Here is a 26,060-nt window from a genome sequence, read left to right as displayed (position 1 = left end):
CTCGGAACCGCGATGAGTTCGCCGCGGCGCCCCGGTCTACCCCACCGAAGCGACCGACACGAACGGGAGAGACCCCCATGTACCAGCAGATGATCTTCGTGAACCTGCCCGTGAACGACCTCGACGCCTCGAAGAAGTTCTTCACGGAGCTGGGCTACTCGATCAACCCCCAGTTCAGCGACGAGAACGCGGCCTCGGTCGTGATCAGCGAGACCATCGTGGCGATGCTGCTCACCAAGCCGTTCTACGCGACGTTCACCGACAAGGAGATCGCGGACGCCACGAAGACCAGCGAGGTGCTGATCTGTCTGAGCGCCGAGAGCCGCGAGAAGGTCGACGAGCTGGTGGAGAAGGCCGTCGCCGCCGGCGGCACCGCCTCGGACAAGACCCAGGACATGGGCTTCATGTACGGCCGTGCCTTCGACGACCTCGACGGCCACACCTGGGAGGTCGTGTGGATGGACCCGGCCGCGGTCGAGGGCTGAACCACCCCGCCTAGCATGGGCGGGTGCAGACGATGCCCGCCCATGCGGCCCACCACAACGACCGCGAGATCGAGACGCTGGAGGAGTTCGACGCGACCGTCGCCGCGCGTGGCACGCTCGCCGGATTCCGTGTCCAGGCCGTCGACCTGACGGACCGCACGCGCGAACTCCTCACCACGGACACCACCGACGCCGTCTTCCTCGGCTGCGCGATGCGCGAGGACGCGGCCGCGAAGATCCGCGCGGACGGCGCGATGGTCTTCCCGCCCGTCCCGGACCTGCCCTTCGACCCGTACCGCGGTCTGGTCTACTCGCCCGACGAGCTGTTCGCGTCCCTGGCGGACGACGGCTACGAGGCCACGCCCGACGCCCGCGCGTACGCCTGGTTCCAGCGGACCAAGGCGGACCGGGACGTACTCGCCTCGATGCTGCGCTCGATCCACGACGACTCCGTCTCGGACGCGCTCGACGAACTCCTGTCCGGCGCCCGGGTGGTGGGCGATGGGGGTACCTCCCGCGCGAGTTGATTCGAGCGTGGGGGAGGGCGGCCACGCGATGGGCCGCGGCACCGAGGAGTACGCCGGTGCCGCCCGCCTCGGCCGCGAACTGGCCCGCGCCGGCTTCACCGTCGCCACCGGCGGCGGACCGGGCGCGATGGAGGCGGCCAACCTCGGCGCCTACGCCGCCCCCTACGACGACGTGATGCTCGCCGACGCGCTGGAACTCCTCGCCACGGCACCGACGTTCACGCCGTCGGTCACCGCCTGGGCGGCGGCGGCCTTCGAGGTCCGCGCCCGCTGGCCCAAGGGCGGCCCCTCGGTCGGCATCCCGACGTGGTTCTACGGTCACGAGCCGCCGAACCCCTTCGCCGCGTACATCGCCAAGTACTTCGCCAACGCCACCCGCGAGGACGGCCTGTTGGCCCGCTCGGGCGCGGGTGTCGTCTTCCTGCCGGGCGCCGCCGGGACCGTACAGGAGATCTTCGACAACGCGACGCCGAACTACTACGAGTCGCGGGGCGAGCCCACGCCCATGGTGCTGGTGAACCGCGCGCACTGGACGGAGAGGCTGCCGGCCTGGCCCCTTCTGCGGTCTCTTGCGCGGGAACGGTCGATGGAGTCCCGTATCGCCCTCGTCGACCGCATCGAGGAGGCCCCGGAGGCTTTGAAACGTCTCGGCGGTTAATAAGAGGGCAAAGCCAACGACTGTGGCCCGCATATGCGTTGACACTACTTATGCAACGCTTATAAACCTGTGAGCCTCTGGGGGATGGTGGTGCTCCGGCATCACCGCCCCGTCAACCCCCCTCATTTGCGCATCATGTGAAGGACCAACGTGGCAGTCCTGGCAGCTTTGCCCCTCACTCGCCGTACCGTGGCACGTTCCGTGCGCGCCCTCGGTGTCGCCTCCGCCTCCGCCGCGCTCGCGCTGGGTGCCGCCGGAACCGCGGTCGCGTGCGACATCAAGGATTTCTCCGCCGAAGCCAAGTGCGACGGCGACAACGGTGTCATCACCGTCACCGACGTGGACCCGACCGGGGTGCCGGCCGTCGTGACGGTCTACCTCCAGAACAACGGCGCCGACCTGAAGAAGGTCGGCGAGCAGACGGTCAAGGGCTCGCGCGAGGGTGTCACCATCACCTTCGCCGAGGACTGGCGGCCGAACGCCGAGTACCGCATCCACGTCAAGGCCGGCAAGCTGGTCGACGAGGACATCAAGCCGAATCTGACCACCCCGTCCACGGCCTGCAAGGAAGAGGAAGAGGAGACCCCGCCCGCGTCGGACAGCCCGACGCCGACCCCCTCGGCCTCCACCCCGGCCGAGGAGACCCCGTCCCCGACGCCTGAGCCGTCGGAGCCGTCGGAGCCCGCCGAGAGCGCAAGCACCACCCCGGCCGACACCGCGAGCAACGCCCCTTCCCCCGCGGCCGGTGACTCCAACCTCGCCGAGACCGGCGCGGACTCCAACACCGGCGTGATCGCCGGCATCGCGGTCGCCCTGGTCGCCCTCGGCGGCGGCGCCGTCTTCTTCGGCCTGCGCAAGCGCAGCTCGCGCTGACCCCCGAAGCACGTCACCCGGAGCGGGTCACCCGAAGGTGGCCCGCTCCAACCAGAACTCCAGCAGCTCCCGCTCGCCGAGAACCTCCACCTCGCCGCTGTCCAGCGGAAGCCGACGGTAGAAGGCGAGCAGTACGGCGGTGAGCGGGCCGCGCAGCACGACGGTCGCCTTCTCGTGCCCCCGCCGCCACCGCATCCCGCCCTCGTGCAGCTCGATGACCCACTCCCAGCCTTCGGCCGGCGGGACCCCCGTCCCGCGTCGCTCGGCGCTCAACTCGGCTGTGCCGCCGGTGGCATGGAGATGGATGCTCCGACCCGGTCCGCGCAACTCGCCCGCCGGGTCGTCCGGCTCGGTCCGCTGCACGAACTCGACGATCTCCAGCCACTCGTCGATCGCGTCGGCGGCCACCTCGGGCGCGACGTCGTACGGCAGCCCGGCGGCGAGGGTGGCGTCCGCGCGGTGAACGGTGATCTCGTGGGTCATTCGGCGGGCCCAGAACCCGGCGGTGCAGATCCCCGCCCAGCTCCACACCTTGGCGTCCGGGCCCGCCTCGCGCAGCGCGTCGACGAGCATCCCGCCGGTCTCGGCCAGCCAGGCGTCCAGCGCGGCCGCGTCGCCCTTGGCCTCGGGCCCGCCGATCAGCGGCACCCGGTCCTCGGGAATGTCCTCCTCGGCACGCGTCCGCACCAGCAGCTCCACCCAGCGGAAGGCGCCGCCGGTGTGCCGTACGAGCTGCTCCAGCGACCAGTCCGGGCAGGTCGGCACGGTGCCGGACAGGTCGGCGCCGGAGGTCACCACGGCCCTCAACTGTTCGACCTGATGGGCGATCTCGTCGCAGTAGCGATCATGTGCGAGTGCTGTCATGCCCGCACCCTACGATCAGGCCGACCGGTCCAGCACCACGATTTCCGCCGCCTCGAACTCCACCCCGACCTCGTCCCCCACCCCCGGCGCCTCCCGCAGCGCACACGCCGCCTCCAGCCGGGGCGCGTCCTCCGGCTGGAGGTGTACAGCGACATGGGTGCCCTTGAAGGTGCGGGCGGCCACCGTGCAGCGCAGGCCGTCCTCGGGGGCGACCAGCCGCACCCCGGCGGGCCGGACGAGCAGCGTGCACGCCCCCTGCGGCGCGTCCTCCGGCACCGGCAGCTTGCCCCACGCGGTGTCCGCGGCCTGCCCCACGACAGTCGCCGGCACCACGTTGTCGAAGCCGAGGAAACGCGCGACGAACTCGTCCGCCGGCCGCTGCCACACCTCAAGAGGCGTGCCGGACTGGGCGATCCGCCCGTCCCGCATCACCACGACCCGGTCGGCGAGCGCGAAGGCCTCGCCCTGGTCGTGCGTCACGGCCAGCACGGTCGTGCCCAACTCGGTGAACAGCTCCCGCAGTTCGACCACCAGCCGCTCCCGCAGCGAACGGTCGAGCTGGCCGAGCGGCTCGTCGAGCATGAGCAGCCGCGGCCGGGGGGCGAGCGCACGGGCCAGCGCCACCCGCTGCTGCTCCCCGCCGGAGAGCGCGGCCACGGCCCGGCGCCCGGCGCCCGGCAGCCCGACCAGCTCCAGCAACTCCCCCACCCGAGCCGCCTGTTGCGCCTTCGACGCCCCGTGCATGCGCAGTCCGAAGGCGACGTTCCCGGCCACGTCCCGCTGCGGGAACAGCTGGTGGTCCTGGAACATCAGCCCGACCCCCCGCCGATGCGCGGGCACCCCCGCCTGGTCGCGCCCGTCGAGCGAGACCCGCCCGGCATCGAGGGGCTGCAGCCCCGCGACCGCCCGCAGCAACGTCGACTTGCCACTCCCACTCGGCCCGAGCACGCACACCACCTCGTGCTCGGCCACCGACAGGTCGACGGCGTCGAGCACGGCCCGCCCGCCGAACCGCACGGTCGCGCCCTCAAGACCCAGCAGCATCAGAACTCCCCCGTCCGATCCGCGCCCCGCAGCCGCTCCAGCACCAGCAGGGCCACCGCGCACACCACCATCAGAACCGTCGAAAGGGCCATCGCCTGCCCGTAGTTGAGCTGCCCGGCCCGCCCCAGCAGCTTGGCCACGGCGACCGGCAGCGTCGGATGGTCGGGCCGCGCGATGAACACGGTCGCCCCGAACTCCCCCAACGACACCGCGAAGGCGAACCCGGCCGAGATCAGCAGCGCCCGCCGCACCATCGGCAGGTCCACCTCCCGCCACACCCGCCACGGCGACGCCCCGAGCACGGCCGCCGCCTCCCGCAGCCGGTGGTCCACCGCCCGCAGCACGGGCAGCATGGTCCGTACGACGAAGGGGACCCCGACCAGCGCCTGCGCGAGCGGCACCAGGATCCAGGTGGCCCGCAGATCCAGCGGCGGCTCGTCGAGGGCGATCAGGAAGCCGAACCCGACCGTCACCGCGGACACCCCCAGCGGCAGCATCAGCAGCGCGTCGAACCCGCGCACGAACCGGCCTGCGTCCCGCCGGGTCAGGGCGGCCGCGGCCAGGCCGCCGACGGCCACGGCGATGAGGGTGGCGACGACGGCGTACTCCAGCGAGTTGCCGATCGCCTCGATCGGCGGGACCAGGAAGACCCCACCGTCGGCGGAGGTCAGCGCCCGGTAGTAGCCGAATCCGGGCGCGCCGAGGGACCGCTGCACCAGCACGGCGAGCGGCAGCAGCAGGAGGACGACGACGGTGGCGAGGACACCGGCCAGCAGCGCCCACTGCCCCGCCCCGCGCGGCCGGCGTGCGGTCTGCCCGGCGTCCACCAGCCGCAGGGCGCTCTCCCGCCGCCGTACGGTCCAGGCGTGCACCGCGAGGATCGCGCCGACCGCGGCGAACTGGACGAGCGTGAGGACGGCGGCCGTGGACAGGTCGAAGATCTCGGACGTCTGCCGGTAGATCTCGACCTCGAGCGTGGAGAAGGTCGGTCCGCCGAGGATCTGCACCACGCCGAAGGAGGTGAAGGTGAACAGGAAGACCATCAGGGTGGCGGCGGCCACGGCCGGGCCGAGGGCCGGCAGGGTGACCGTCCGCCAGGCCGTCCAGCGGGACGCGCCGAGCATCCGCGCCGCCTCCTCCTGACGCGGGTCGAGCTGCGCCCAGAGCCCGCCGACGGTCCGCACGACGACCGCGTAGTTGAAGAAGACGTGGGCCAGCAGGATCGCCCACACCGTGGTGTCCAGCCGTACGCCCCACAGCTCGTCCAGCAGTCCGCCCCGGCCGACCAGCGCCAGGAAGGCCGTACCGACGACGACCGTGGGCAGCACGAACGGCACCGTCACCACCGCTCGCAGCACCTGCTTGCCGGGGAAGTCGAAGCGGGCGAAGACATAGGCGCCGGGCAGCGCGACCAGCAGGGTCAGGGCGGTGGAGGCGAGCGCCTGCCAGGTGGTGAACCACAGCACGTGCCGGATGTCCGGCTGGGCGAGCACGTCCGCGATCCGCCCGAACTGCCAGGCCCCGTCGACCTGGAGACCGCGCGCGACGATCGCGGCGACGGGGTAGGCGAAGAAGACGCCGAAGAACGCGACGGGCAGGGCCATCAGACCGAGCCGCGCCGCGTACCTCCGGCGGGGTGCCGCTACTTCAGTACGAGCGAGGTCCACGACTTGACCCACTGGTCACGGTTGGCGGCGATCCTGTCGGGCGCCATGGTCGCGGGGTCCTCGGCCGCGGGACCGTACTCCTTGAACTCCTCGGGCACGGCCACGCCGTCGACCACGGGGTAGACGAACATGTTCAGCGGCATGTCCTGCTGGAACTCCTCGCCGATCAGGAAATCGATCAGCGCCTTGCCGCCCTCGCTGTTCTTCGCGTTGCTCAGCAGCCCCGCGAACTCGATCTGGCGGAAGCAGGTGTCCTCGGCGACCCCGGTGGGCGCGGTCTTCGGACGCGGGTCGCCGTAGATCACCTCGGCGGGCGGGGAGGAGGCGTACGACACGACGAGCGGCCGGTCGGCCTTGGCGGCCTTGCCGCCGGCGGAGCCGGAGAACTCCTCGTTGTAGGCCTGCTCCCAGCCGTCGACGACCTTGACGCCGTTGGCCTTGAGCTTCTTCCAGTAGTCCTGCCAGCCTCCCCCACTCTCGGCTTCGCTCGAGCGGGAGGTGCCCCCATCCCCGTACCGCGCGGCCGTCCCGAGCAGGAAGCCGAGGCCGGGCGAGGAGGTGGAGGCGTTCTCGGTGACGAGGAGATCCTTGTACGCGGGCTTGACCAGGTCGTCGAGGCTCGACGGCGGGGTCAGGTCGCGCTCCTCGAAGTACTGCTTGTCGTAGTTGACGCAGATGTCGCCGTAGTCGACGGGCGTGACCCGGTGCTCGCCCTTGTCGAGCTGGTACCGCTCGTCCACCCGGTCGAGGCCCTTCGCCTCGTACGACTGGAACAGCCCGTTGTCGAGCGCGCGGGAGAGCAGGGTGTTGTCGACCCCGAAGAAGACGTCGCCCTGCGGGTTGTCCTTGGTCAGGATGGCCTTGTTGACGGCCTGCCCGGCGTCGCCGTCCTCCAGGACCTTGACCCGGTAGCCGGAGCGCTTCTCGAACGCGGCGAGGACGTCCTTGGAGACGGCCCACGAGTTGTGGCTGACGAGGGTGACGGTCTTGGACCCGCCGGAGCCCTGGGAGTCGTCGGACGACGACCCGCACGCGGACAGCGTGACGAGTCCCAGTCCGACGGCCAGGGCCGTGGCCTTCTTGGTGATGCTCACTGATTCCTCCTGGAGTGACCAGGAAGAGACGCGGCCCCGCCCGGATTCCCTCCGGGCAGGGCGCAACAGCTTGAGTGACGACCGATCTCCCTACCCAGAATGACCTGGGCGAGGTTCAGAGGGTCTGCGGCCCGTCCCGCACTCTCAGCGCTGTGGCGCTCCCCTGTCGGAATATGAAGATGTACGTACGACGATCAGACTACCGCTCGGTGGCCGCGAGCTGACCACACGCCCCGTCGATCTCCTGGCCACGGGTGTCCCGGATGGTGACCGGCACGCCGTGCGCCGCGATGGCCTCGACGAACGCCTTCTCGTCCTCCGGCCGGGACGCGGTCCACTGGGAGCCCGGAGTCGGGTTCAGCGGGATCAGGTTCACATGCACCGGCTTGCCCCGGAGCAGTCGCCCGAGCCGGTCGCCACGCCACGCCTGGTCGTTGATGTCGCGGATGAGCGCGTACTCGATGGAGAGCCTGCGGCCCGACTTCTCGACGTACTCGAATCCGGCGTCGAGCACCTCGCGCACCTTCCAGCGCGTGTTCACGGGGACGAGCGTGTCGCGCAGCTCGTCGTCCGGGGCGTGCAGGGAGATCGCGAGCCGGCACTTGAAGCCCTCGTCGGCGAACCGGTGGATGGCCGGGACGAGACCGACGGTGGAGACCGTGATGCCCCGCTGCGACAGCCCCAGCCCGTCCGGCTCGGGGTCGGTCAGCCTGCGGATGGCCCCCACGACCCGGTTGTAGTTGGCGAGCGGCTCGCCCATCCCCATGAAGACGATGTTGGACAGCCGGGCGGGCCCGCCGGGCACCTCACCGTCCCGCAGCGCCCGCATCCCGTCCACGATCTGGTGGACGATCTCGGCGGTGGACAGATTCCGGTCGAGCCCCGCCTGCCCGGTCGCGCAGAACGGGCAGTTCATGCCGCAGCCCGCCTGCGAGCTGATGCACATGGTCACCCGGTCCGGGTACCGCATCAGCACCGACTCCACGAGCGTGCCGTCGAACAGCCGCCACAGCGTCTTGCGGGTGGTTCCCTGGTCGGTCGACAGATGCCGGACGACCGTCATCAGCTCCGGGAACAGCTCCTCCCGCAGCTTGGCGCGCGCCCCGGCCGGGATGTCGGTCCACTGCTCCGGGTCGTGCGCGTACCGCGCGAAGTAGTGCTGCGAGAGCTGCTTGGCACGAAACGGCTTCTCCCCGACCGCCGCGACGGCGTCCTTGCGCTCGGCGGGCGTGAGATCGGCGAGATGCCGCGGCGGCTTCTTGGCTCCGCGCGGGGCGACGAAAGTGAGTTCTCCGGGCTTAGGCATGGCCATACCAGTGTCGCAGATCGTTCGGCGTGGCCCGACCCGCCCGGTTACGGCCTCATCTGCTCCAGTCGCTCCTTGAGCAGCTGCTCGTTCTTCGGCAGCTCCTTGCGGACCTGGGGACGGACGACGAGAGGCACCAGGACCTTGCCCAGGCCGCGCCCCTCGAAGTCGATCTCTATGGTCACGCGGGAGCGCCGGCCGTCGTCCAGCGGTTCGATCGAACCGTGGGTACGGGGCCGGACGGGCCCTTCGACACCGTGCAGGTCCCAGCTGTACGGCGGATCCAGCGCGTCGAACTCCATGGTCATCGGGATCTCGCGGTTGCCGACGCGGCGGGTGACCTTGACCCGGGAGCCGGGCCGGACCGGGCCTTCGTCCAGCGGCTCCGCCTTGACGGCGCTGACCTGCCATTCCGGCAGGTGGGAAGGGTCGGTGAGATACGCGTAGACGTCCGCGGGAGCGCGGTCGACGTCGATGAACTCTCGGATGGCGGACATGGTGGACCCCCTTCGAGGGCGTACCCCCACATCGTCCCACCGGCCCGGCCGGCACAACAGAAGAAGCCCCGCCAAGAAGGCGGGGCTCCCCGGGGTCCTTCACCGGCCTCAGCCGGATCCGACGAACCAGACCAGCAACAGCCACACCACCGGAGCCGTAGGCAGCAACGAGTCCAGGCGGTCCATGATGCCGCCGTGGCCCGGCAGGAGCGTGCCCATGTCCTTGATGCCGAGGTCCCGCTTGATCATCGACTCGCCGAGGTCGCCCAGCGTGGCGCTCACCGCGACCGCGAGGCCGAGCAGGAGCCCCTGCCACCAGGTGCCGTCGTCGATCAGGAACTGCATGCACAGCGCGCCCGCGACCATGGCGAACGACACCGCGCCCAGCAGGCCCTCGCGGGTCTTGCCGGGGCTGATGCGCGGGGCGAGCTTGTGCTTGCCGAAGCGCCAGCCGACGGCGTAGGCGCCCGTGTCGCTGACGACGGTCAGGAGCAGGAACGTCAGCACGCGCCACGGGCCGTCGTCGGCGGTGAGCATCATCGCGACGAACGTCGCCAGGAAGGGCACGTAGAACGCCGCGAAGACGCCCGCGGTGACGTCCTTGAGGTAGCCCTCCGGCGGTTCCGTCATCCGCCAGACCAGCACGGCCAGCGCGGTCAGCGCCATCGCCACCCAGGCGCCCTCGGCGCCCCGGACGTATCCGGCGACGACCATCGCCGCACCGCCGACCGCGAGCGGGACGAGCGGCGCCTTGATCTCCTTGCGCTCCTGGAGCCGGGAGGTCAGCTCCCACAGGCCCACCACGACGGCGACGGCGATGACACCGACGAAGACGGCCTTGACGACGAAGAGCGAAGCGATGATCACCGCGCCGAGTCCGACGCCGACCCCTATGGCCGCACCCAGGTCGCGCCCCGCGCTCTTCTTCTGCGGCTGGGGCGCCGGCTGCGGGGCGTCGGGCATGGGCTCCGGATTCTCAGGCACGGTCCCGTAGGGCCGCGCCTGCGGCGTCTCGTCGCGGAACAAGGGGCCGCTCAGCCGAGCGGCCCCCCGGTCGTCATCCTGGTCGTCGCCGTAGCGAGGTACGGCGGGTCCGTCGGGCACGATGGGCATGGGGCGAGTCTGCTGCGCCTCGGGCGCATCGTACGCGGGACCCGCCGGGGCAGCCCCCTGGACAGGCCCCTGATCGGACGGCCCCCAGTACCCGGCTTGTGGCGGCGCGCCCCAGGAAGAGTCGTTCATCAGACCTCAAGAAGCTCCGCTTCCTTGTGCTTCAGGAGCTCGTCCACCTGGGCGACGTACTTGTGCGTCGCGTCGTCGAGCTCCTTCTCCGCACGGCGGCCCTCGTCCTCGCCGATCTCGCCGTCCTTGACGAGCTTGTCGATCGCGTCCTTGGCCTTGCGGCGGACCGAGCGGATGGACACGCGCGAGTCCTCCGCCTTGCCCTTGGCGACCTTGATGTAGTCGCGGCGGCGCTCCTCGGTGAGCTCGGGGAACACCACCCGGATGATGTTGCCGTCGTTGCTCGGGTTGACGCCCAGGTCCGAGTCACGGATGGCCTGCTCGATGTTGCGCAGGGCCGTCTTGTCGAACGGGGTCACGACCGCCATGCGCGGCTCCGGCACGGAGAACGAGGCCAGCTGGTTGATCGGCGTCGGCGCACCGTAGTAGTCGGCCACGATCTTGTTGAACATCGCCGGGTGCGCACGGCCGGTGCGGATCGCGGCGAAGTCCTCCTTGGCGACCACGACGGCCTTCTCCATCTTCTCCTCGGCTTCGAGGAGGGTCTCTTCGATCACCACTTGCTCCTGCGTGTCTTGAGTAGGCCCGGCTGCGGTTCCTTGGTGGGGCGGCGGCCGGCTGCGTCGCGTCTTCTTCCTGCACGGTTCCCGACCGGCAGGACATTGTCCATCCCCCGGTCAGGGTCATCAGCCCTGGCTGACTTGGTCACCCACGAGCGTGCCGATCTTCTCACCCTTGACGGCGCGCGCGATATTGCCCTCGGCGAGGAGCTCGAACACCAGGATCGGCAGCTTGTTGTCGCGGCACAGGGTGATCGCGGTGGCGTCGGCGACCTTGAGGTCGCGCGTGATGACCTCGCCGTAGCCGAGCGAGTCGAACTTCACCGCGTCCGGGTTGGCCTTCGGGTCGGAGTCGTAGACCCCGTCCACGCCGTTCTTGCCCATGAGCAGCGCCTCGGCGTCGATCTCCAGGGCGCGCTGGGCGGCGGTGGTGTCGGTGGAGAAGTACGGCATGCCCATACCGGCGCCGAAGATGACCACGCGGCCCTTCTCCAGGTGGCGCACGGCGCGCAGCGGGATGTACGGCTCGGCGACCTGGCCCATGGTGATGGCGGTCTGCACCCGGCTGTCGATGCCTTCCTTCTCCAGGAAGTCCTGGAGGGCGAGGCAGTTCATCACGGTGCCCAGCATGCCCATGTAGTCGGAGCGGGCCCGGTCCATGCCGCGCTGCTGGAGCTCGGCGCCGCGGAAGAAGTTGCCGCCGCCGATCACGACCGCGACCTGGGCGCCGTCACGCACGACGGCCGCGATCTCGCGGGCGATCTTGTGCACCACGTCGGGGTCCACGCCCAGGCCCCCACCGCCGGAGAAGGCCTCTCCGGACAGCTTCAGCAGATACCGGCCGCGTACTTTGCCGTCGTCGCTCTTCTGGGTGGTCATCGGATTCTCCTCGTGGTGCACATACGAAGAAGGCCACTGCCGATGGGAATCATTCGCATCCCATGCGCGGCAATGGCCTCCTCGTCAGATCTGCTGTCGTCCGCCACACGCGTGCGTGGCGGCGTACCGGACGACTGCTGTCGACCCTATCGGGGTCGAGCGTCGCTCGCGGTACGGACTCAGATGCCGACCTTGATACGCGTGAAGCGCTTCAGGGTGACACCGGCCTCTGCCAGGACCTTCTCGACGGACTTCTTGTTGTCGAGCGCGTACGGCTGGCCGAGCAGCGTGGCGTCCTTGAAGAAGCCGTTGAGGCGCCCCTCGACGATCTTCGGCAGGGCGGCCTCGGGCTTGCCCTCGGCGCGGGTGGTCTCCTCAGCGACGCGGCGCTCGGACTCGACGACCTCGGCCGGCACGTCCTCCTTGGAGAGGTACTTCGGCGCGAAGGCGGCGATGTGCTGGGCAACGCCCTTGGCCAGGTCGGCGTCGGCCTTGTCCAGCTCGACCAGGACACCGATCTGCGGGGGCAGGTCGGGCATGGTGCGGTGCATGTAGGCGAAGACGAAGCCGTCGGCGAACTGCGCGAAGCGGTCCAGGACGATCTTCTCGCCGAGGTTGGCGTTGGCCTCGTCCACGAACGCCTGGACGGTCTTGCCGGCCTCGATCTCGGAGGCGAGCAGGGCGTCGAGGTCGGCCGGGGAGGTGGCGGCGACGTGCTGCGCGATCTGGTTGGCGACGGCCTGGAACTTGTCACCCTTGGCGACGAAGTCCGTCTCGCACTTCAGCTCGACCAGGACACCGGAGGTGTTGTCGTCGGCGATGAGGGAGACCACGGCGCCGTTCTCGGCGGAGCGGCCCTCGCGCTTGGCGACGCCCTTCTGGCCCTTGATACGGAGCGCCTCGACGGCCTTGTCGACGTTGCCCTCGGCCTCGTCCAGCGCCTTCTTGCAGTCCATCATGCCGGCGCCCGTGAGCTCACGGAGCTTCTTGACGTCGGCGGCGGTGTAGTTCGCCATGATTCCTGGAATCTCTCTCGAAGTCTGAAGATCTACGGGCCAAACGGCGGGGGCTGGTCGGCCCCCGCCGTCAGAGACCCGAAGGGGTGAGGGGTCAGGCCTGCTCGGCCTCGGCGGCCGGAGCCTCGGCGGCGGGGGCCTCGGCGGCGGCGGGGGCCTCGGCAGCGGGGGCCTCGGCAGCAGCCGGGGTCTCCTCGGCCTTCTTCTCGCCCTCGAGCAGGTCGCGCTCCCACTCGGCGAGGGGCTCGCCGGCGGCCTTCTCGCCCTTGCCCTCGGTGGCGACACCGCTGCGGGCGATGAGGCCCTCGGCGACGGCGTCGGCGATCACGCGGGTGAGCAGGGTGACGGAGCGGATCGCGTCGTCGTTGCCCGGGATCTTGTAGTCGACCTCGTCGGGGTCACAGTTGGTGTCGAGGATGGCGACGACCGGAATGTTGAGCTTCCGGGCCTCGCCGACCGCGATGTGCTCCTTCTTGGTGTCCACGATCCAGACGGCGCTGGGCACCTTCTGCATCTCGCGGATACCACCGAGGGTCTTCTCCAGCTTGGCCTTCTCGCGGGAGAGGACCAGGAGCTCCTTCTTGGTCAGACCGGAGGACGCGACGTCCTCGAAGTCGATCTGCTCAAGCTCCTTCAGGCGCTGCAGACGCTTGTAGACGGTCGAGAAGTTGGTGAGCATGCCGCCCAGCCAGCGCTGGTTGACGTAGGGCATGCCGACGCGGGTGGCCTGCTCGGCGATGGCCTCCTGCGCCTGCTTCTTCGTGCCGACGAACATGACCGTGCCGCCGTGGGCGACGGTCTCCTTGACGAACTCGTAGGCGCGGTCGATGTACGACAGCGACTGGAGCAGGTCGATGATGTAGATGCCGTTGCGCTCGGTGAAGATGAAGCGCTTCATCTTCGGGTTCCAGCGACGGGTCTGGTGACCGAAGTGGACGCCGCTCTCCAGCAGCTCCCGCATCGTGACGACGGCCATGGCCGTTCTCCTTGATTTTCTCGGTTGTACCGCGGGCACCGGAGGGCGCCCGCGCCTGACGCCCGCATGCGCCGTGCCACGAAGGACCGAGGAGCGCTGACACAGGTCGTTTTGTCGACCCGATGTCGGGGCGTGCGAAGTCGACCCGGTGACCCGGATCGCCAGAAGAAGTGTACGGGACCCGCGAGGCCCCGGGTGACGCGCCTGTCCACAACCGCTCGCCGGTCCACAGTTCCCGGCCATGATCCCGACCCGTGCGCGAGCCTGCCGACATGCGAGCGCAACGATGGACGAACACGGTTGCTACGACGGCGGCGGCCCTGCTGCTCCTGACGACAGGGCCGGGCAGAGCACCCGAGACCCCCCTGACCCCGACCGGCACGAACGGCCCCGTACCTGCCGTGGCGCGCACCTGGCCGGTCGGCACCCGCCCCGCCGTCCTGCGCGCCTGGGAACCCCCACCGACGCCCTACGCCCGCGGCCACCGCGGCATCGACCTGGCGGCGGCGCCGGGCACCCCGGTACGAGCGGTGGCCCCCGGACGCGTCTCCTTCGCGGGCCGGGTGGCCGGAAAGGGGGTTGTCTCCGTGGAACTCAACAGCACGGGCACCCCACCCCTGCGGACGACGTACGAACCGGTCCGGCCGACGGTGGCCAAGGGCGACGAGGTGAGGGCCGGGCAGGTGGTGGCGATCACGGAGACGACGGGCTCCCACTGCGCGGGCACGTGCCTGCACTGGGGCCTGCGCAGGGCCGACACGTACCTGAACCCGCTGGCCCTCCTCCCACCGTGGCTCCTCCACGGCCCCCCACCCCGCCTCCTACCGGTCCTGGACGTCCCGCTCCCCTGAAACCCGACACAGCCACCTCTCCCCGCCGCCCAACCTGCGGGCATGCGTGCCGCCCGGGGCGGCACGGGTGGGCGCAGGCGGCACCCCGACAGCGCCGGGCCGCGCGACCCACCCCCACGCCGGCACAAGCCCGCGGCACTCCGCCAACGCAGGGCCACACACCCCCACGCCCCGTCGGCAGACGTCAGCCCCGAACCCCCCGCAACGCCATCAACACCGCCGCATCCGTAATCGCCGCAGGATCCTCCGCCGCCCCCAGCTCGATCCGCCGCACGGCGGCATCCACCACGCCCTGCAACAGCATCGCCGCCAGCCGGGGCTCCGTATGCCCCAGCTCCCCCAGCGCCTCGACGATCATCGCGACCAGCCCACCGTGCGCCGCCCGGATCTTCTCCCGCGCCCCGGCGTCCAGCTCACTCGCGGAGATGGCGACCACGGCCCGGTGCCGCCGGTCCCTCACCAGCCCCAGCTGCCGCCGCACATACGCCTCGACCTTGGCCTCCGGCCCCTCCGCCGCGGCCATCGCCGCCGAGACCTCCGCCGCCCAGACCGGGAAGTCGACCTCGCACAGCTCCTCGACCACGGCGGCCCGCGACCGGAAGTACTCGTAGACGGACGACCTCGCCAGTCCCGTCCGCTCGGCGAGGGCCGGGAAGGTCAGCGCCTCCGTCCCGCCCTCGGACAACAGGGAACGAGCCGCGTCCAGCAGGGCGGCTCGCTGCATCGACCGGTGCTCGGCCACGGAGGCCGCTCGAATCCTTGGCACGTCAACCACTCTACGGACGCGCCACCCGCAGCGGGAGTGACTCACATCAAGCGAACACGATGCATGGAGGTCACAGCACCGGACACCGACTCCCTCAACGGCCGAAACTCGCCAGCTTCGCGCGCAACTGAAGCACCGACTTGGTGTGGATCTGACTGACCCGGCTCTCGGTCACACCGAGCACGTTCCCGATCTCGGCGAGCGTGAGCCCTTCGTAGTAGTAGAGCGTGACGACGGTCTTCTCCCGGTCGGGCAGCGTGTTGATCGCCCGCGCCAGGAACCGCCGCAGCTCCCGGTCCTCGGCCACCTCCACCGGATTGTCCGCGGCGGTGTCCTCCAGCGTGTCCATGAGGCTGAGCCGGTCGCCGCCCTCGCCCCCGACATGCAGCAGCTCCTCCAGCGCCACCACGTTGGCCAGCGACAACTGGCTGAAGACCGCGTGGAGTTCGTCCACCGCGATCCCCATCTCGGCGGCCACCTCCCCCTCCGACGGCGTCCGCCTCAGCCGCGCCTCCAGCGTGGCGTACGCCCGTTCCACGTTCCGCGCCTTCTGCCGCACCGAGCGCGGAATCCAGTCCAGGGCCCGCAGCTCGTCGATCATCGCGCCCCGAATCCGGGTGATCGCGTACGTCTCGAACTTGATCTCCCGGCCGATGTCGAACTTCTCGATCGCGTCGATGAGCCCGAAGACGCCCGAGGACACGAAGTCGGCCTGGTCCACATTGGGCGGCAGGCCGACGCTCACCCGCCCCGCCACGTACTTCACGAGTGGCGAGTAGTGCAGGATCAGCTGCTCACGCAGCCGTTCGTCCCCCGTCGCCTTGTACGACCGCCACAGCTCGTCGAGCGTCGAGGGAGCCGGCGGCCGCACGCTGCCACCGTCGCGGGCGGCTGGGGGGATCGCCGCCCGGTCGGACCCGGAGGTGTGCTGGGGCATTCGTCGCCTTGTGCCGTTCTGCAGTGAAGTGGGGGAGCCTGGGGGAGCTGTCGGTCTGATGGGGATCTGAGGTCGAGGTGCCGTTCTGCGCCGGAATCCTCGTGAGCGTAGCGTGACTGGAGTGTTGCGGTGTGCGAAGGGCGGGGCGCGAAGCGTGCGCAGATACGTTCCGCTGCGCCCCCTACGGGCACACCGGTCGCTCTGCGTGATCGGCGCTGGACGTCAACTGCCGGATTTTCCAAGGACATCGGGGTTCCCCCGGACGGCCGAACACGCTCGGTCAGCATCGGCTTTCACCGTCACGGACCGAGATCATCGCCTGGCGTGTCAACTTCCAGCCGTCGCCGTGTCGTTCGACGTAACCAAGTGATCGGAGTTCGTACAGTCGGGCGACGGCGTCGTCGGGGGTCGTCTGCGCGCCACGGGCGATCTCGTCCACCGGCGCCGCGCGGCCGCCGGGCAGCGCGGCGAGAACACCGCGGGCACCGGGCGCCAGCAGGTCCCGCGGGAGCACGGGGCCGCGCCGGTCCGGGGCCAGCTCCCCCATGTCTCCCACCAGCTCGGCGACTTCCGCCGCATCGGTGACCAGCACCGCGTCCCCACGCAGAAGTTCGTGCACTCCGGCGGAGAGGCCGCTGGTGGCCGGTCCCGGCACCCCCATCGTGTGGCGCCCCAGCCGCTGCGCCGCGCGTGCCGTGGCCAGCGAGCCGCTGCGGTGCGCGGCCTCGACGACCACGGTCCCCCTGGTGAGCGCGGCGATGACCCGGTTGCGGACGATGAAGCGGCTGGGCGTCGGATGGTCCCCGGGCGGCAACTCACCGACGACGAGCCCCTGTTCCGCGATTCTGCCGATCAACTGGGTGTGGCCGCGCGGGTAGGGCCGGTCGACGCCGCAGGCGAGTACGGCGACGGTGGCGCCGCCGGCGCCGAGCGCACCGCGGTGGGCGGCGCCGTCGACGCCGTAGGCCCCGCCGGAGACGACCACCCAGCCGTGTTCGGCGAGCCCGGCGGCGAGGGTGGCGGCCATGTGGGCGCCGTACTCGGTGCAGGCGCGGGCGCCCACGACGGCGACCGACCGCAGCGCCCACATCCGCAGGCTGGGCCGCCCCCGCACCCACAGGCCCAGGGGCCGGGCGTCGCCGAGGTCGTCGAGCTGGCCCGGCCACTCGGCGTCGCCGGGGCACACGAACCGCATGCCCGCCGCGCGGGCCGCGGCGAGGTCCCGCTCGGGCTCGGCCCGCTCGGCCCGGGCCAGCAGCCCGGCCCACCGCTTGTCACTGACCCCGGCCGGCCGCGCCCCTCTCCCGCGCAGCCGCCGCACCACCTCCGCAACCCCCCACTCCCGCACCCACCGCCCCCCGACCTCGTCCCCCGGCTCAAGAACCCGCCCAAGAAACACCCGCCCGACCAGCTCCTCGTCCGGTGCGTCGCCGCCCGTCATGTCAGCGCCCCGATGGCCATGGGGACGCCCCGGGGGACTCCGGTGCGCAGTTGCAGCGCCAGGGCGACATCCGTGGCGTCGGGCCGGTCGTGGCCGACCAGGTCGGCGACGGTCCAGGCGACGCGCAGGACGCGGTCGAGACCGCGGGCGGTCAGCACGCCCCGTTCGAGACTGCGCTCGGCCTCGTCCATCGCACCGGCAGCCGCACGCCACCGGCTGCGCAGCTCCCGTCCCGGCACCTCGCTGTTCGCCCGCCACGGGGTCCCCGCCAGGCGGGCCGCAGCCCGTTCCCGGGCCGACCGCACCCGGTCGGCGACAGTGGCCGTGGACTCGCCCCGGGCGCCGCGCTCGGTGAGTTCGGCGCGGGTGACCCGGTCCACCTCCACCCGCAGGTCGACCCGGTCGAGCAGGGGCCCGGACAGCCGGGCCTGGTAGCGGCGGATCGTGGCGGGCGGGCACTCGCAGAAGTCGTCGGTCCGGGAGAAGCGACCGCAGGGGCAGGGATTGGCCGCGAGCACCATCAGGAACCGGGCGGGGAACCGCACGACTCCCGAGCTGCGCGCGATCACGACGTGCCCGGACTCCAGCGGCTGACGCAGGGCGTCGAGGGCGTGACCGCTGAACTCCGGAGCCTCGTCCAGGAACAGCACGCCCCGGTGGGACAGCGACACCGCCCCCGGCCGCGCGATGCCCGGACCGCCGCCGACGAGGGCCTGCATCGTCGCCGAGTGGTGCGGGGCGCAGTAGGGCGCGACGTCGATCAGGGGCTTGCCCGGCGGCAGCAGACCGGCCACCGAGTGCACGGCCGTGACCTCCAGCGACTCCTGCCTGGTCAGCCGGGGCAGCACGGCGGGCAGCCGCTCGGCGAGCATGGTCTTCCCGGCGCCGGGCGGCCCCTCCAGGAACAGGTGGTGTCGGCCCGCCGCGGCGACCTCCACGGCCGTGCGGGCCGACAGCTGGCCCACGACGTCGGCGAGGTCGTGCCCGTGGTCGTGCTGTGCCGTTCCGGTGCTGTGCATCCCCGTGGCCGCGCCGGTGCCCGGCACCCGCAGACCGGCCAGCAGATCGGGCCGGCCGGGCTCGTCCGGGTCCTCCTCGGGCACGGGTTCGTCCGCGAGTACGGCGATCAGCTGGCGCAGGCTGCGCACGCCGAGCACGGACACCCCCGGCACCAGGGACGCCTCGGCAGCGGCGCACTCCGGTACGACGACCTGTTCGTAGCCGGCGTCGGCCGCGGCCAGCACCGCCGGCAGGATGCCGCGCACGGGCCGCACCCGGCCGTCCAGGCCCAGTTCCCCGATCATCACGATGTCGGCGAGGACCCGCGGGTCGATCCGCTCGGCGGCCCCCAGGACCGCCGCCGCGACGGCCAGGTCGAAGCCGCTGCCGCTCTTGGGCACCGACGCCGGACTCAGGCCCACCGTCAGCTTCTTCTGCGGCCATGACGCCCCGGAGTTCACCACCGCCGCCCGTACCCGGTCCCGGCTCTCCGTCAGGCTCTTGTCCGGCAGGCCGACGAGCGTGAAGGCCGCGACCCCCGGCTCCAGGTCGGCCTGGACCTCCACCACCACGCCCTCGACGCCGACCAGCGCCACCGAGCAGGTCCGCGCGAAACCCATCACGCCACCCCCCGGACGTGCTCGACCAGGGGGGCACCGCGGCGCGGGAGGAGCACACCGACCACGTCGATGCGGACGCCGCCGGGCGGCGCTCCTCCATGGGCCTGGATCCAGCGCTCGGCCAGGTCCCGCAGGCGTTGCGCCTTGTCGGGGGTGACCGCGGCCATCGGGTGCTCGAAGCAGTCACCCCTACGGGTCTTCACCTCGCAGACGACCAGCGCGTCCCCGTCCCGCGCCACGATGTCGATCTCACCCGTCCGGCCACAGCGCCAGTTGCGCTCCAGAACGGTCATCCCGGCCTCGGCCAGCCGCCGCGCGGCCAGTCCTTCGCCGTACGTGCCCAGTGCACCGCGTGCGTTCATGTCGGCACCACCTCCGGCACCGACGATCACGCATCCGCCCCCAGAAAAAGGATCTTGGTGGGCTACTCACCGATTGTGGAAAACTCCGTCACCCACATGGGTGCACGTCACCCGCCCGGGAGCTCCAGGTCGCTCTTGTTCAGCTCCTCGATGTTCACGTCCTTGAACGTCAGGACCCGGACCTGCTTCACGAAGCGCGCCGGCCGGTACATGTCCCAGACCCAGGCATCCGCCATGGACACCTCGAAGAACACCTCGCCCTGGACCGAGTGCACCTGCATCTCGTAATCGTTGGTCAGGTAGAAGCGCCGCTCGGTCTCGATCACGTATTTGAACAGACCGACGACATCGCGGTACTCCCGGTAGAGCTTGAGCTCCATCTCGGTCTCGTACTTTTCGAGGTCCTCGGCGCTCATGGCATGTTCCCCTTCAGCCGTGCGATCCCACCATTGTGCGCCAGTCCCGCGAGCCCCTAGACGATTTCGGTGTCAAGGGTCACGGGCCCGGCCGGGGGACCTTCGTCGAGCAGCCTGCGCAGCAGCTCGGCGAGTCTGGTCGGATACACCGTCTCACGTGCCCGGGCCAGTTCCTGACAGGTCCACCAGCGCGCTCCGGCCACACTCCGCCGCTCCAGCTCGGTCAGGCCCACGGCCTCGATCGCCGTCTGCGTCGTACGCGCCAGGTAGTACCACTCGTCCTGGTCCCAGCGGCGGCCCGCGAACGGGAAGGAGCACGTCCGCCGCCACAGCACCGGGCCGAGCTCGACCTCGGTGATGCCGGTCTCCTCCACGAGTTCCCGCAGAGCCGCTTCCTCACGGGTCTCGTCGCCCTCGACTCCCCCGCCCGGCGTGAACCACCAGTCGTCGCTCACGTCGTCCGGCTCGTGGCCGTGCAGCAGCAGGATCCGGTCCTCGGGGTCCAGCAGCACGACCCTGGCGACCCTGCGCGGACCGCTTTCGCGGGCCTCCTCAGCGGCGGACACCCGCGGGCTCCGTCCTGGCCCGGGAACGGCCGCCGAGCCGCTTGGCGACCGGGCCGTAGGCGCCGCCGCCCAGCACGAGCACCGCGCCGACCACGATCAGGACGCCCACCGTGCGCAGCGGCCCCGGGGAGGAGAGCGGCCCCAGCTCCTCGAAGCCCGTCGGGCGCTCCAGCATGCCGTCCATCGGCCAGACCACGGCGTCGACCCGGCCCGTCACCGCGTCCCGCGACACCGTGCCGTTGGCGGCGTCCGTCAGGTGGGCCGTGGAGTCCAGCGAGCCGTGCCGCTCGTCACCGAGCAGGAACAGCCGCCCCTCGGGGACCTTCACCGTCGGGAAGTCGGTGATCCCGGCCAGGCTTCCCGCGGGCAGATACGGTTCGTCGATCTTCTTGCCGTCGACCGTCAGCTTGCCGTCCGTGCAGCAGGCGACGGTGTCGCCGCCGACGGCCACGACCCGCTTGACCACGGGAGCGTTGGCCCAGTCCGCGTCCTTGAAGACGACGACGTCACCACGGCGTATCTCGTCGCCGTCGACCCGCTCGGCCAGCACGCGCTCGCCCGCGTCGATCGTCGGCGCCATCGAACTGGTGGGCACGGTGTACGGCCGGTAGACCACCGCCGCCCAGGCGAAGCCGCCGAGGAACAGCACAAGGCCCAGCGCCACGGCCAGGCCGGACAGTCGCTGTCCGGTCCGGCTGCCCGCCGGGCCTCTGTTCGCGCCGCCGTGCGGGGCCGTACGCGTCGTGCTCTCACCACCCATGGGCCGCACCCTACCCGGCGGTACGCCCCCGGGTCAGCCCATGGCGTGGATCACTCAGTGCTTCTCCGGGGCCGGTGCCGCGGCCCGCCTGCGACGCCACAGCACCAGCGGAACGACCCCGGCCACGGCCAGCCCCTGGGGCGCCACGGTCAGCGCGGCGGAGGCCGCCGACCGCGCGCTGAGGTTCTGGTCGAAGGTGTCCGGCACCGGCAGGTTGTCCCAGCGGTTGATCGGCCAGGCGATCACGATGGCCCGCCCGACGACCTTGTCCACCGGCACCATGCCGTCGTTGCCGTCCGAGCGGTTGTAGCGCGAGTCGCGGGAGTTCTGCCGGTGGTCGCCCATGACCCAGATGTGGTCCTTGGGGACCTTCACCTTGAACTGGCCGCCCTGGTCGTCGACGCTGCACGGCGTGTTGCCCGGGTAGACGTACGAGGCCTCGTTGAGCGCCTTGCCGTTGACCTTGACCGGGCCGCTGCCCTTGCACTCGACCGTGTCGCCGCCGACCCCGATCACGCGCTTGATCAGGTCCTTCTCCTCCGCCGACGGCATCAGGCCGACCCAGCTGAGGACCTTCTGCATGGCGTTCGGCTCGGGAGTCGGCTCGCCCATCAGCCAGTTGCCGGGATCGTGGAAGACGACGACCTCGCCGCGCTCGGGCTCCGAGCCGAACCACGGGGTGAGCTTGTCGACCAGGACCCGGTCGCCCTCCTGCAGGGTGTTCTGCATCGAGTCGGACGGGATCGAGAACGCCTGCACCAGGAACGTCTTGATCAGCAGCGCCAGCACCAGCGCGATACCGATCAGGATCGGCAGCTCCTTCCAGAAGGAGCGTGGCTTCTTCGGCTTCGGGGCCGACCCGCCCGCGCCCTCCTCGGTCCGCGGGGGCTCGTTCGAGGGCGGGCCCTCACCGCCCGCCGCGGCCTCGTTGTTCGAGGTCACGGCGTCGTCCGCGGCCGGGTCGGCCGCTTCCACGGGGCGTCCGCGATCCTCGCCGTCGTGTCCGGACCGTGCGCCAACCGCCACATCCCCCACGCCAACTCCTTACTCTGTGCCGCTGCCTGCCCCATGCGCGGCGCAGGCCCACCACTCCCATAACGAGCGGGAGTTCCGCAGGGGTCGGGAGTCGGATCGGTCCGTTCGAATCGTCGGAGGCAACCCTATGCGACAGCCGGAGGGCCGCGGCCGACGCGGGGGCCGAGTCGGACACGGAAGCGAAGGTTTTCGGTTCGTCCAGGGTGCCCCAGTGCCCGAAGGGCCAGGCGATGACCATGGCCCGCCCGACCACCTCGTCCTCGGAGACCGTGCCACCGTACTGGTTCTGGTGCGAGCGGGAGTCGGCGGAGTTGGCCCGGTGGTCGCCCATCACCCACAGGCGTCCCTGCGGGACGGTGACGTCGAACCGCGTCTGGGAGGGAGCGTTGCCGGGGTACAGGTAGTCCCCCTCTTCCAGGGGAACGCCGTTGACGGTCACCCGTCCTTGCGCGTCGCAGCACTGGACGCGGTCGCCGCCCACGCCGACGACCCGCTTGATGAGGTCCTTCTCGTTGTCGGACGGCAGCAGGCCTATGAAGGTGAGCCCTTCCTTGATCTGCTTGATGACGACCGGATCTTCCTTCTTCGTGGTCGTCTGCTCGTCCTGCAGCCAGCCGCCGGGGTCCTTGAAGACGACGACGTCCCCGCGCTGCGGCTTGGAGCCGAACCACGGGGTGAGCTTGTCGACCAGGACCCGGTCGCCGATCTGGATCGTCTGCTCCATGGAGCCGGACGGGATCACGAAGGCCTGGACGAGGAAGGTCTTCAGGACGAGGGCGATCAGGACGGCCACGCCGATCAGGAGGGGTATCTCCTTGATCGCGCTGCGCCTGCGCCGTCGCTTGACCTTGCGCTGGAGCTTGCGCCGCTCCGCGCGCGTACGGCCGGCGCCGCCGGCGGAGGCACGCCGGGAGCCGGTGGGCAGCAGTTCGTCGGCGGCGCTGCTGGGCGCTCCGCGCGGTTTGCCCCGGTTACCCATGGGCACCTGCCGCGGCGGGCACGCGCGCGTACGCGTCGGGGCGCTCCAGTCGGGTCCAGTGGTCGGAGGGCCAGACGATCCAGTCGGCGCGGCCGACGACGACGTCGACGGGGATCATGCCGCCGCCCGGGGAGCCCAGGTGGTCGCGGGAGTCACTGGAGGCGCTGCGGTGGTCGCCGAGGACGAACAGGGCGCCGTCGGGCACCACGACGTCGAAGGAGACGGTGGACGGGCTGTCACCGGGGTACAGGAAGGTCGACTCGTCGACCGACCGGCCGTTCACCTGGATCCTCCCCTCCTTGTCGCAGCAGACCACGCGGTCCGCCCCCACGCCCACCACGCGCTTGATGTAGTCGGCGTCCCCGAAGTACCCGGTTCCGTCGAACACGACGACGTCGCCGCGCCGCGGCTGGGCACCGAAACGGTACGCCAACTTATTTACGAGAACGCGGTCCCCGACCCTCAATCCCCGTTCCATGGATCCGCTGGGGATCTGGAACGGCTGGACCACAAAGGTGCTGAGCAGCAGCAGGAACAGCAGGCAGACCAGCAGGGTGAGAGTGATCCGCCCGCCCGGGACGCGGTCGGCGATCCACGACACCAACGCGAAACGCGACCGTCCCTCCGCGGCCCCCGGTTCGGGGCGGGAGGAGCGGTCGCGCTCCGTCGGCTGTGCTTCGGTGTCCATCGTGGCCAGATGCTATCCGGCCCCGCTGCGACGCCCGGAAAGCGCTCAGTTCTCGCGCTTCTCCTTGATCTTCGCGGCCTTGCCGCGCAGGTCACGGAGGTAGTACAGCTTGGCGCGGCGCACGTCACCACGGGTGACGAGCTCGATCTTCTCCACGATCGGGGTGTGCACCGGGAAGGTGCGCTCGACGCCGACGGAGAAGGAGACCTTGCGGACCGTGAAGGTCTCGCGGACACCGGCGCCCTGGCGGCGGATCACAACGCCCTTGAACTGCTGCACACGGGAGCGGTTGCCCTCGATGACGCGGACGTGGACGTTGACGGTGTCACCCGGGCGGAAGGCCGGGACGTCGCTGCGCAGCGACGCGGCGTCGACGGAGTCGAGCAGGTGAGACATTTCGTCTGCTTTCTTCGCCCATGCCACAGGTCATAGGCGGGAGCTAGTTTTCCAGAGGATGCTGTTCGCGTCGGGGCGGGCGTCGTGTCCCCCTGTGGCAGGGGCGCACGCCGGACGGCGCACAACAGCGACCTATTCTTCCACGGTCTCCAGCCGCTGCCAAAATCGGCCGTGCCGGGCACCCTCCGGATCCGGCGCCCAGCCGAGGATGGAGAGCATCTCGCGGTCCTTCTTGTCGAAGGCCTCGGGGGCGCAGCGCTCGATCAGGTCGGGCCGGTTGGCCGTCGTGCGCCTGAGCGCCTCGTCGCGCCGCCAGCGGGCGATCCTGCCGTGGTGGCCGCTGAGCAGCACGTCCGGGATACCACGCCCGCGCCACTCGGGCGGCTTGGTGTAGACAGGCCCCTCCAGGAGGTTGGCCATGGCGCCGGGCGCGAAGGAGTCGTCGCGGTGGGACTCGGCGTTGCCGAGGACACCGGGCAGCAGCCGCGCCACGGCCTCCGTGACGACGAGTACGGCGGCCTCGCCGCCGGCGAGGACGTAGTCCCCGATGGACACCTCGTAGACGGGCATCCGGGTCGCGTACTCGTCGACGACCCGCCGGTCGATGCCCTCGTAGCGGGCGGGCGTGAAGATCAGCCAGGGGCGCTCGGAGAGTTCCGCGGCGAGTTCCTGGGTGAAGGGCCGGCCGCTGGGCGTCGGGACGACCAGGGCGGGCCCGTGGGAGCCCGTCTCGTAGCCGTCGGCCAGGACGGAGTCCAGCGCGTCGCCCCAGGGGTCGGTCTTCATGACCATGCCGGGGCCGCCGCCGTACGGCGTGTCGTCGACCGTGTTGTGGCGGTCGTGGGTCCACGCGCGCAGGTCGTGCACCTGGACGTTCAGCTGCCCGCGCGCGCGTGCCTTGCCGACCAGGGAGACGTTCAGGGGCTCCAGGTACTCGGGGAAGATCGTGACGACGTCGAGGCGCATCAGGACTCTTCCCGCGTGGACTCTTCGCGCGCGGACTCTTCCCGCGCGGACTCTTCCCGCGCGGACGCGATCTCGGCGCGGTCGTCGATCAGGCCGGGCGGAGGGTCGATGACGGCCTTCTGCTCCGCCAGGTCGATCTCGGTGACGATCTCCTCGACGAACGGGATCATCACCTCGCTGCCGTCGGGCCGCTCGACGATGAACAGGTCCTGCGAGGGCAGGTGCGAGATCTCGGTGATCCGGCCGACCTCGGCGCCGTCCTTGGTCACCACGTCCAGGTCGATGAGCTGGTGGTCGTAGTACTCGTCCTCGTCCTCCGGCAGCTCGTCCGGGTCGACCTCGGCGATCAGGAGGGTGTTGCGCAGCGCCTCGGCGGCGGTGCGGTCGCGCACGCCCTCGAAGCGCAGGAGCAGCCGCCCGCTGTGCACGCGGCCGGTCTCGACGGTGAGCGGTCCGGTGGCGGCGGGATCGGTGGCCAGTACGGCCCCGGGGGCGAGCCTGAGTTCCGGCTCGTCGGTACGTACCTCCACGGTCACCTCGCCCTTGATCCCGTGGGCGCGGCCGATCCGTGCGACTACGAGCTGCACTTT

The 26,060-nt window shown here is 71.0% G+C and carries 28 protein-coding genes, 1 pseudogene and 1 riboswitch; of the genes and pseudogenes, 4 read left to right on the top strand and 25 right to left on the bottom strand.

Translation table 11 applies throughout. The annotated features are described in order from the left end of the window. The first annotated feature begins 77 nt into the window (after nucleotides 1-77). The 3 genes and pseudogenes from ICC28_RS15575 to ICC28_RS15565 all read left to right on the top strand — a co-directional run bounded on the left by ICC28_RS15575 (nucleotide 78) and on the right by ICC28_RS15565 (nucleotide 2,543). Nucleotides 78-485, top strand: a complete 408-nt coding sequence (locus ICC28_RS15575; protein ID WP_188289147.1) for a VOC family protein — start codon at nucleotides 78-80, stop codon at nucleotides 483-485. Nucleotides 486-508: 23 nt separating this feature from the next. Beyond that, nucleotides 509-1,670 (top strand): annotated as a pseudogene (locus tag ICC28_RS15570) (LOG family protein). 189 nt (nucleotides 1,671-1,859) lie between these two features. Beyond that, nucleotides 1,860-2,543 (top strand): LAETG motif-containing sortase-dependent surface protein, encoded by a 684-nt coding sequence (locus ICC28_RS15565; protein WP_282700999.1) that lies wholly within the window; start codon nucleotides 1,860-1,862, stop codon nucleotides 2,541-2,543. Between the two features lie 27 nt (nucleotides 2,544-2,570). Here the strand turns inward: ICC28_RS15565 and ICC28_RS15560 are convergent, their stop codons facing one another. The 11 genes from ICC28_RS15560 to rpsB all read right to left on the bottom strand — a co-directional run bounded on the left by ICC28_RS15560 (nucleotide 2,571) and on the right by rpsB (nucleotide 13,688). Then, nucleotides 2,571-3,407, bottom strand: a complete 837-nt coding sequence (locus ICC28_RS15560) for a maleylpyruvate isomerase family mycothiol-dependent enzyme (RefSeq protein WP_188289146.1) — start codon at nucleotides 3,405-3,407, stop codon at nucleotides 2,571-2,573. Nucleotides 3,408-3,422: 15 nt separating this feature from the next. After that, complete coding sequence (locus ICC28_RS15555; protein ID WP_188289145.1) at nucleotides 3,423-4,451, bottom strand: ABC transporter ATP-binding protein; 1,029 nt, start codon at nucleotides 4,449-4,451, stop codon at nucleotides 3,423-3,425. After that, a complete protein-coding gene (locus tag ICC28_RS15550; RefSeq protein ID WP_188289144.1) occupies nucleotides 4,451-6,118 on the bottom strand; it encodes an ABC transporter permease in 1,668 nt (555 codons plus the stop codon). Before ICC28_RS15550 ends, ICC28_RS15555 begins: the two co-directional genes overlap by 1 nt. Beyond that, nucleotides 6,094-7,212 carry a thiamine ABC transporter substrate binding subunit gene (locus ICC28_RS15545; protein ID WP_188289143.1) on the bottom strand — a complete coding sequence of 373 codons (1,119 nt, stop codon included), beginning with the start codon at nucleotides 7,210-7,212 and terminating at the stop codon, nucleotides 6,094-6,096. Before ICC28_RS15545 ends, ICC28_RS15550 begins: the two co-directional genes overlap by 25 nt. Before the next feature lie 69 nt (nucleotides 7,213-7,281). Beyond that, a riboswitch (TPP riboswitch) is annotated at nucleotides 7,282-7,387 on the bottom strand. Nucleotides 7,388-7,411: 24 nt separating this feature from the next. Next, on the bottom strand, nucleotides 7,412-8,518 hold the full coding sequence (rlmN, locus tag ICC28_RS15540) for a 23S rRNA (adenine(2503)-C(2))-methyltransferase RlmN (protein ID WP_188289142.1): 1,107 nt from the start codon (nucleotides 8,516-8,518) through the stop codon (nucleotides 7,412-7,414). Between the two features lie 47 nt (nucleotides 8,519-8,565). Continuing rightward, entirely contained in the window at nucleotides 8,566-9,015 is a 450-nt protein-coding gene (locus ICC28_RS15535; RefSeq protein WP_188289141.1) for an SRPBCC family protein, read from the bottom strand. A gap of 108 nt (nucleotides 9,016-9,123) precedes the next feature. Further along, entirely contained in the window at nucleotides 9,124-10,257 is a 1,134-nt protein-coding gene (locus tag ICC28_RS15530; RefSeq protein WP_188289140.1) for a phosphatidate cytidylyltransferase, read from the bottom strand. Further along, on the bottom strand, nucleotides 10,257-10,814 hold the full coding sequence (frr, locus tag ICC28_RS15525) for a ribosome recycling factor (protein WP_059198018.1): 558 nt from the start codon (nucleotides 10,812-10,814) through the stop codon (nucleotides 10,257-10,259). The genes ICC28_RS15530 and frr overlap by 1 nt, the downstream gene beginning before the upstream one ends. 129 nt (nucleotides 10,815-10,943) lie before the next feature. Continuing rightward, complete coding sequence (gene pyrH, locus ICC28_RS15520; RefSeq protein ID WP_188289139.1) at nucleotides 10,944-11,696, bottom strand: UMP kinase; 753 nt, start codon at nucleotides 11,694-11,696, stop codon at nucleotides 10,944-10,946. Between the two features lie 179 nt (nucleotides 11,697-11,875). Beyond that, the gene (tsf, locus tag ICC28_RS15515; RefSeq protein WP_188289138.1) at nucleotides 11,876-12,712 is read right to left on the bottom strand and encodes a translation elongation factor Ts; all 837 of its coding nucleotides are present in this window, start codon (nucleotides 12,710-12,712) and stop codon (nucleotides 11,876-11,878) included. Nucleotides 12,713-12,806: 94 nt separating this feature from the next. Continuing rightward, nucleotides 12,807-13,688 (bottom strand): 30S ribosomal protein S2, encoded by an 882-nt coding sequence (gene rpsB / locus ICC28_RS15510; RefSeq protein WP_188289137.1) that lies wholly within the window; start codon nucleotides 13,686-13,688, stop codon nucleotides 12,807-12,809. Between the two features lie 272 nt (nucleotides 13,689-13,960). Between rpsB and ICC28_RS15505 the strand changes: the two genes are divergently transcribed. Beyond that, complete coding sequence (locus ICC28_RS15505) at nucleotides 13,961-14,539, top strand: M23 family metallopeptidase (protein WP_188289136.1); 579 nt, start codon at nucleotides 13,961-13,963, stop codon at nucleotides 14,537-14,539. A 184-nt stretch (nucleotides 14,540-14,723) separates the two neighbouring features. Here ICC28_RS15505 and ICC28_RS15500 read toward each other — a convergent pair whose 3' ends face one another. The 14 genes from ICC28_RS15500 to rimM all read right to left on the bottom strand — a co-directional run bounded on the left by ICC28_RS15500 (nucleotide 14,724) and on the right by rimM (nucleotide 26,057). After that, the gene (locus ICC28_RS15500; RefSeq protein WP_188289227.1) at nucleotides 14,724-15,281 is read right to left on the bottom strand and encodes a TetR/AcrR family transcriptional regulator; all 558 of its coding nucleotides are present in this window, start codon (nucleotides 15,279-15,281) and stop codon (nucleotides 14,724-14,726) included. Nucleotides 15,282-15,399: 118 nt separating this feature from the next. Next, nucleotides 15,400-16,242 carry an RNA polymerase sigma factor WhiG gene (whiG, locus tag ICC28_RS15495; RefSeq protein ID WP_188289135.1) on the bottom strand — a complete coding sequence of 281 codons (843 nt, stop codon included), beginning with the start codon at nucleotides 16,240-16,242 and terminating at the stop codon, nucleotides 15,400-15,402. Nucleotides 16,243-16,522: 280 nt separating this feature from the next. Then, nucleotides 16,523-17,683: a DNA-processing protein DprA gene (gene dprA, locus ICC28_RS15490; protein WP_188289134.1), complete on the bottom strand. Its 1,161-nt coding sequence runs from the start codon at nucleotides 17,681-17,683 to the stop codon at nucleotides 16,523-16,525. Then, nucleotides 17,680-19,302 (bottom strand): YifB family Mg chelatase-like AAA ATPase, encoded by a 1,623-nt coding sequence (locus ICC28_RS15485; protein ID WP_188289133.1) that lies wholly within the window; start codon nucleotides 19,300-19,302, stop codon nucleotides 17,680-17,682. The genes dprA and ICC28_RS15485 overlap by 4 nt, the downstream gene beginning before the upstream one ends. After that, a complete protein-coding gene (locus ICC28_RS15480; RefSeq protein WP_188289132.1) occupies nucleotides 19,302-19,694 on the bottom strand; it encodes a YraN family protein in 393 nt (130 codons plus the stop codon). Before ICC28_RS15480 ends, ICC28_RS15485 begins: the two co-directional genes overlap by 1 nt. Before the next feature lie 77 nt (nucleotides 19,695-19,771). Then, nucleotides 19,772-20,080 (bottom strand): DUF2469 domain-containing protein, encoded by a 309-nt coding sequence (locus tag ICC28_RS15475; RefSeq protein WP_003965949.1) that lies wholly within the window; start codon nucleotides 20,078-20,080, stop codon nucleotides 19,772-19,774. A 56-nt stretch (nucleotides 20,081-20,136) separates the two neighbouring features. Further along, a complete protein-coding gene (locus ICC28_RS15470; protein WP_188289131.1) occupies nucleotides 20,137-20,646 on the bottom strand; it encodes an NUDIX hydrolase in 510 nt (169 codons plus the stop codon). Further along, nucleotides 20,633-21,406, bottom strand: a complete 774-nt coding sequence (lepB, locus tag ICC28_RS15465) for a signal peptidase I (protein ID WP_188289130.1) — start codon at nucleotides 21,404-21,406, stop codon at nucleotides 20,633-20,635. Before lepB (ICC28_RS15465) ends, ICC28_RS15470 begins: the two co-directional genes overlap by 14 nt. A gap of 54 nt (nucleotides 21,407-21,460) precedes the next feature. Beyond that, nucleotides 21,461-22,381 (bottom strand): signal peptidase I, encoded by a 921-nt coding sequence (gene lepB / locus ICC28_RS15460; protein ID WP_282700987.1) that lies wholly within the window; start codon nucleotides 22,379-22,381, stop codon nucleotides 21,461-21,463. Next, entirely contained in the window at nucleotides 22,314-23,420 is a 1,107-nt protein-coding gene (lepB, locus tag ICC28_RS15455) for a signal peptidase I (RefSeq protein ID WP_223188881.1), read from the bottom strand. The genes lepB (ICC28_RS15460) and lepB (ICC28_RS15455) overlap by 68 nt, the downstream gene beginning before the upstream one ends. Further along, nucleotides 23,413-24,108, bottom strand: coding sequence for a signal peptidase I (gene lepB / locus ICC28_RS15450; RefSeq protein ID WP_188289128.1), 696 nt, complete (start codon nucleotides 24,106-24,108; stop codon nucleotides 23,413-23,415). The genes lepB (ICC28_RS15455) and lepB (ICC28_RS15450) overlap by 8 nt, the downstream gene beginning before the upstream one ends. A 45-nt stretch (nucleotides 24,109-24,153) precedes the next feature. Beyond that, nucleotides 24,154-24,504: a 50S ribosomal protein L19 gene (gene rplS, locus ICC28_RS15445; protein WP_030048922.1), complete on the bottom strand. Its 351-nt coding sequence runs from the start codon at nucleotides 24,502-24,504 to the stop codon at nucleotides 24,154-24,156. A 132-nt stretch (nucleotides 24,505-24,636) separates the two neighbouring features. Continuing rightward, nucleotides 24,637-25,470, bottom strand: coding sequence for a tRNA (guanosine(37)-N1)-methyltransferase TrmD (gene trmD / locus ICC28_RS15440; RefSeq protein ID WP_188289127.1), 834 nt, complete (start codon nucleotides 25,468-25,470; stop codon nucleotides 24,637-24,639). Then, a complete protein-coding gene (gene rimM, locus ICC28_RS15435) occupies nucleotides 25,470-26,057 on the bottom strand; it encodes a ribosome maturation factor RimM (RefSeq protein WP_188289126.1) in 588 nt (195 codons plus the stop codon). Before rimM ends, trmD begins: the two co-directional genes overlap by 1 nt. Nucleotides 26,058-26,060: the final 3 nt, after the last annotated feature.

The sequence above is a fragment of the Streptomyces sp. TRM68416 genome (assembly GCF_014596915.1).
In the GTDB taxonomy this organism is placed as follows: Bacteria; Actinomycetota; Actinomycetes; order Streptomycetales; family Streptomycetaceae; genus Streptomyces.
This window is presented reverse-complemented; position numbering and strand designations above follow the sequence as displayed.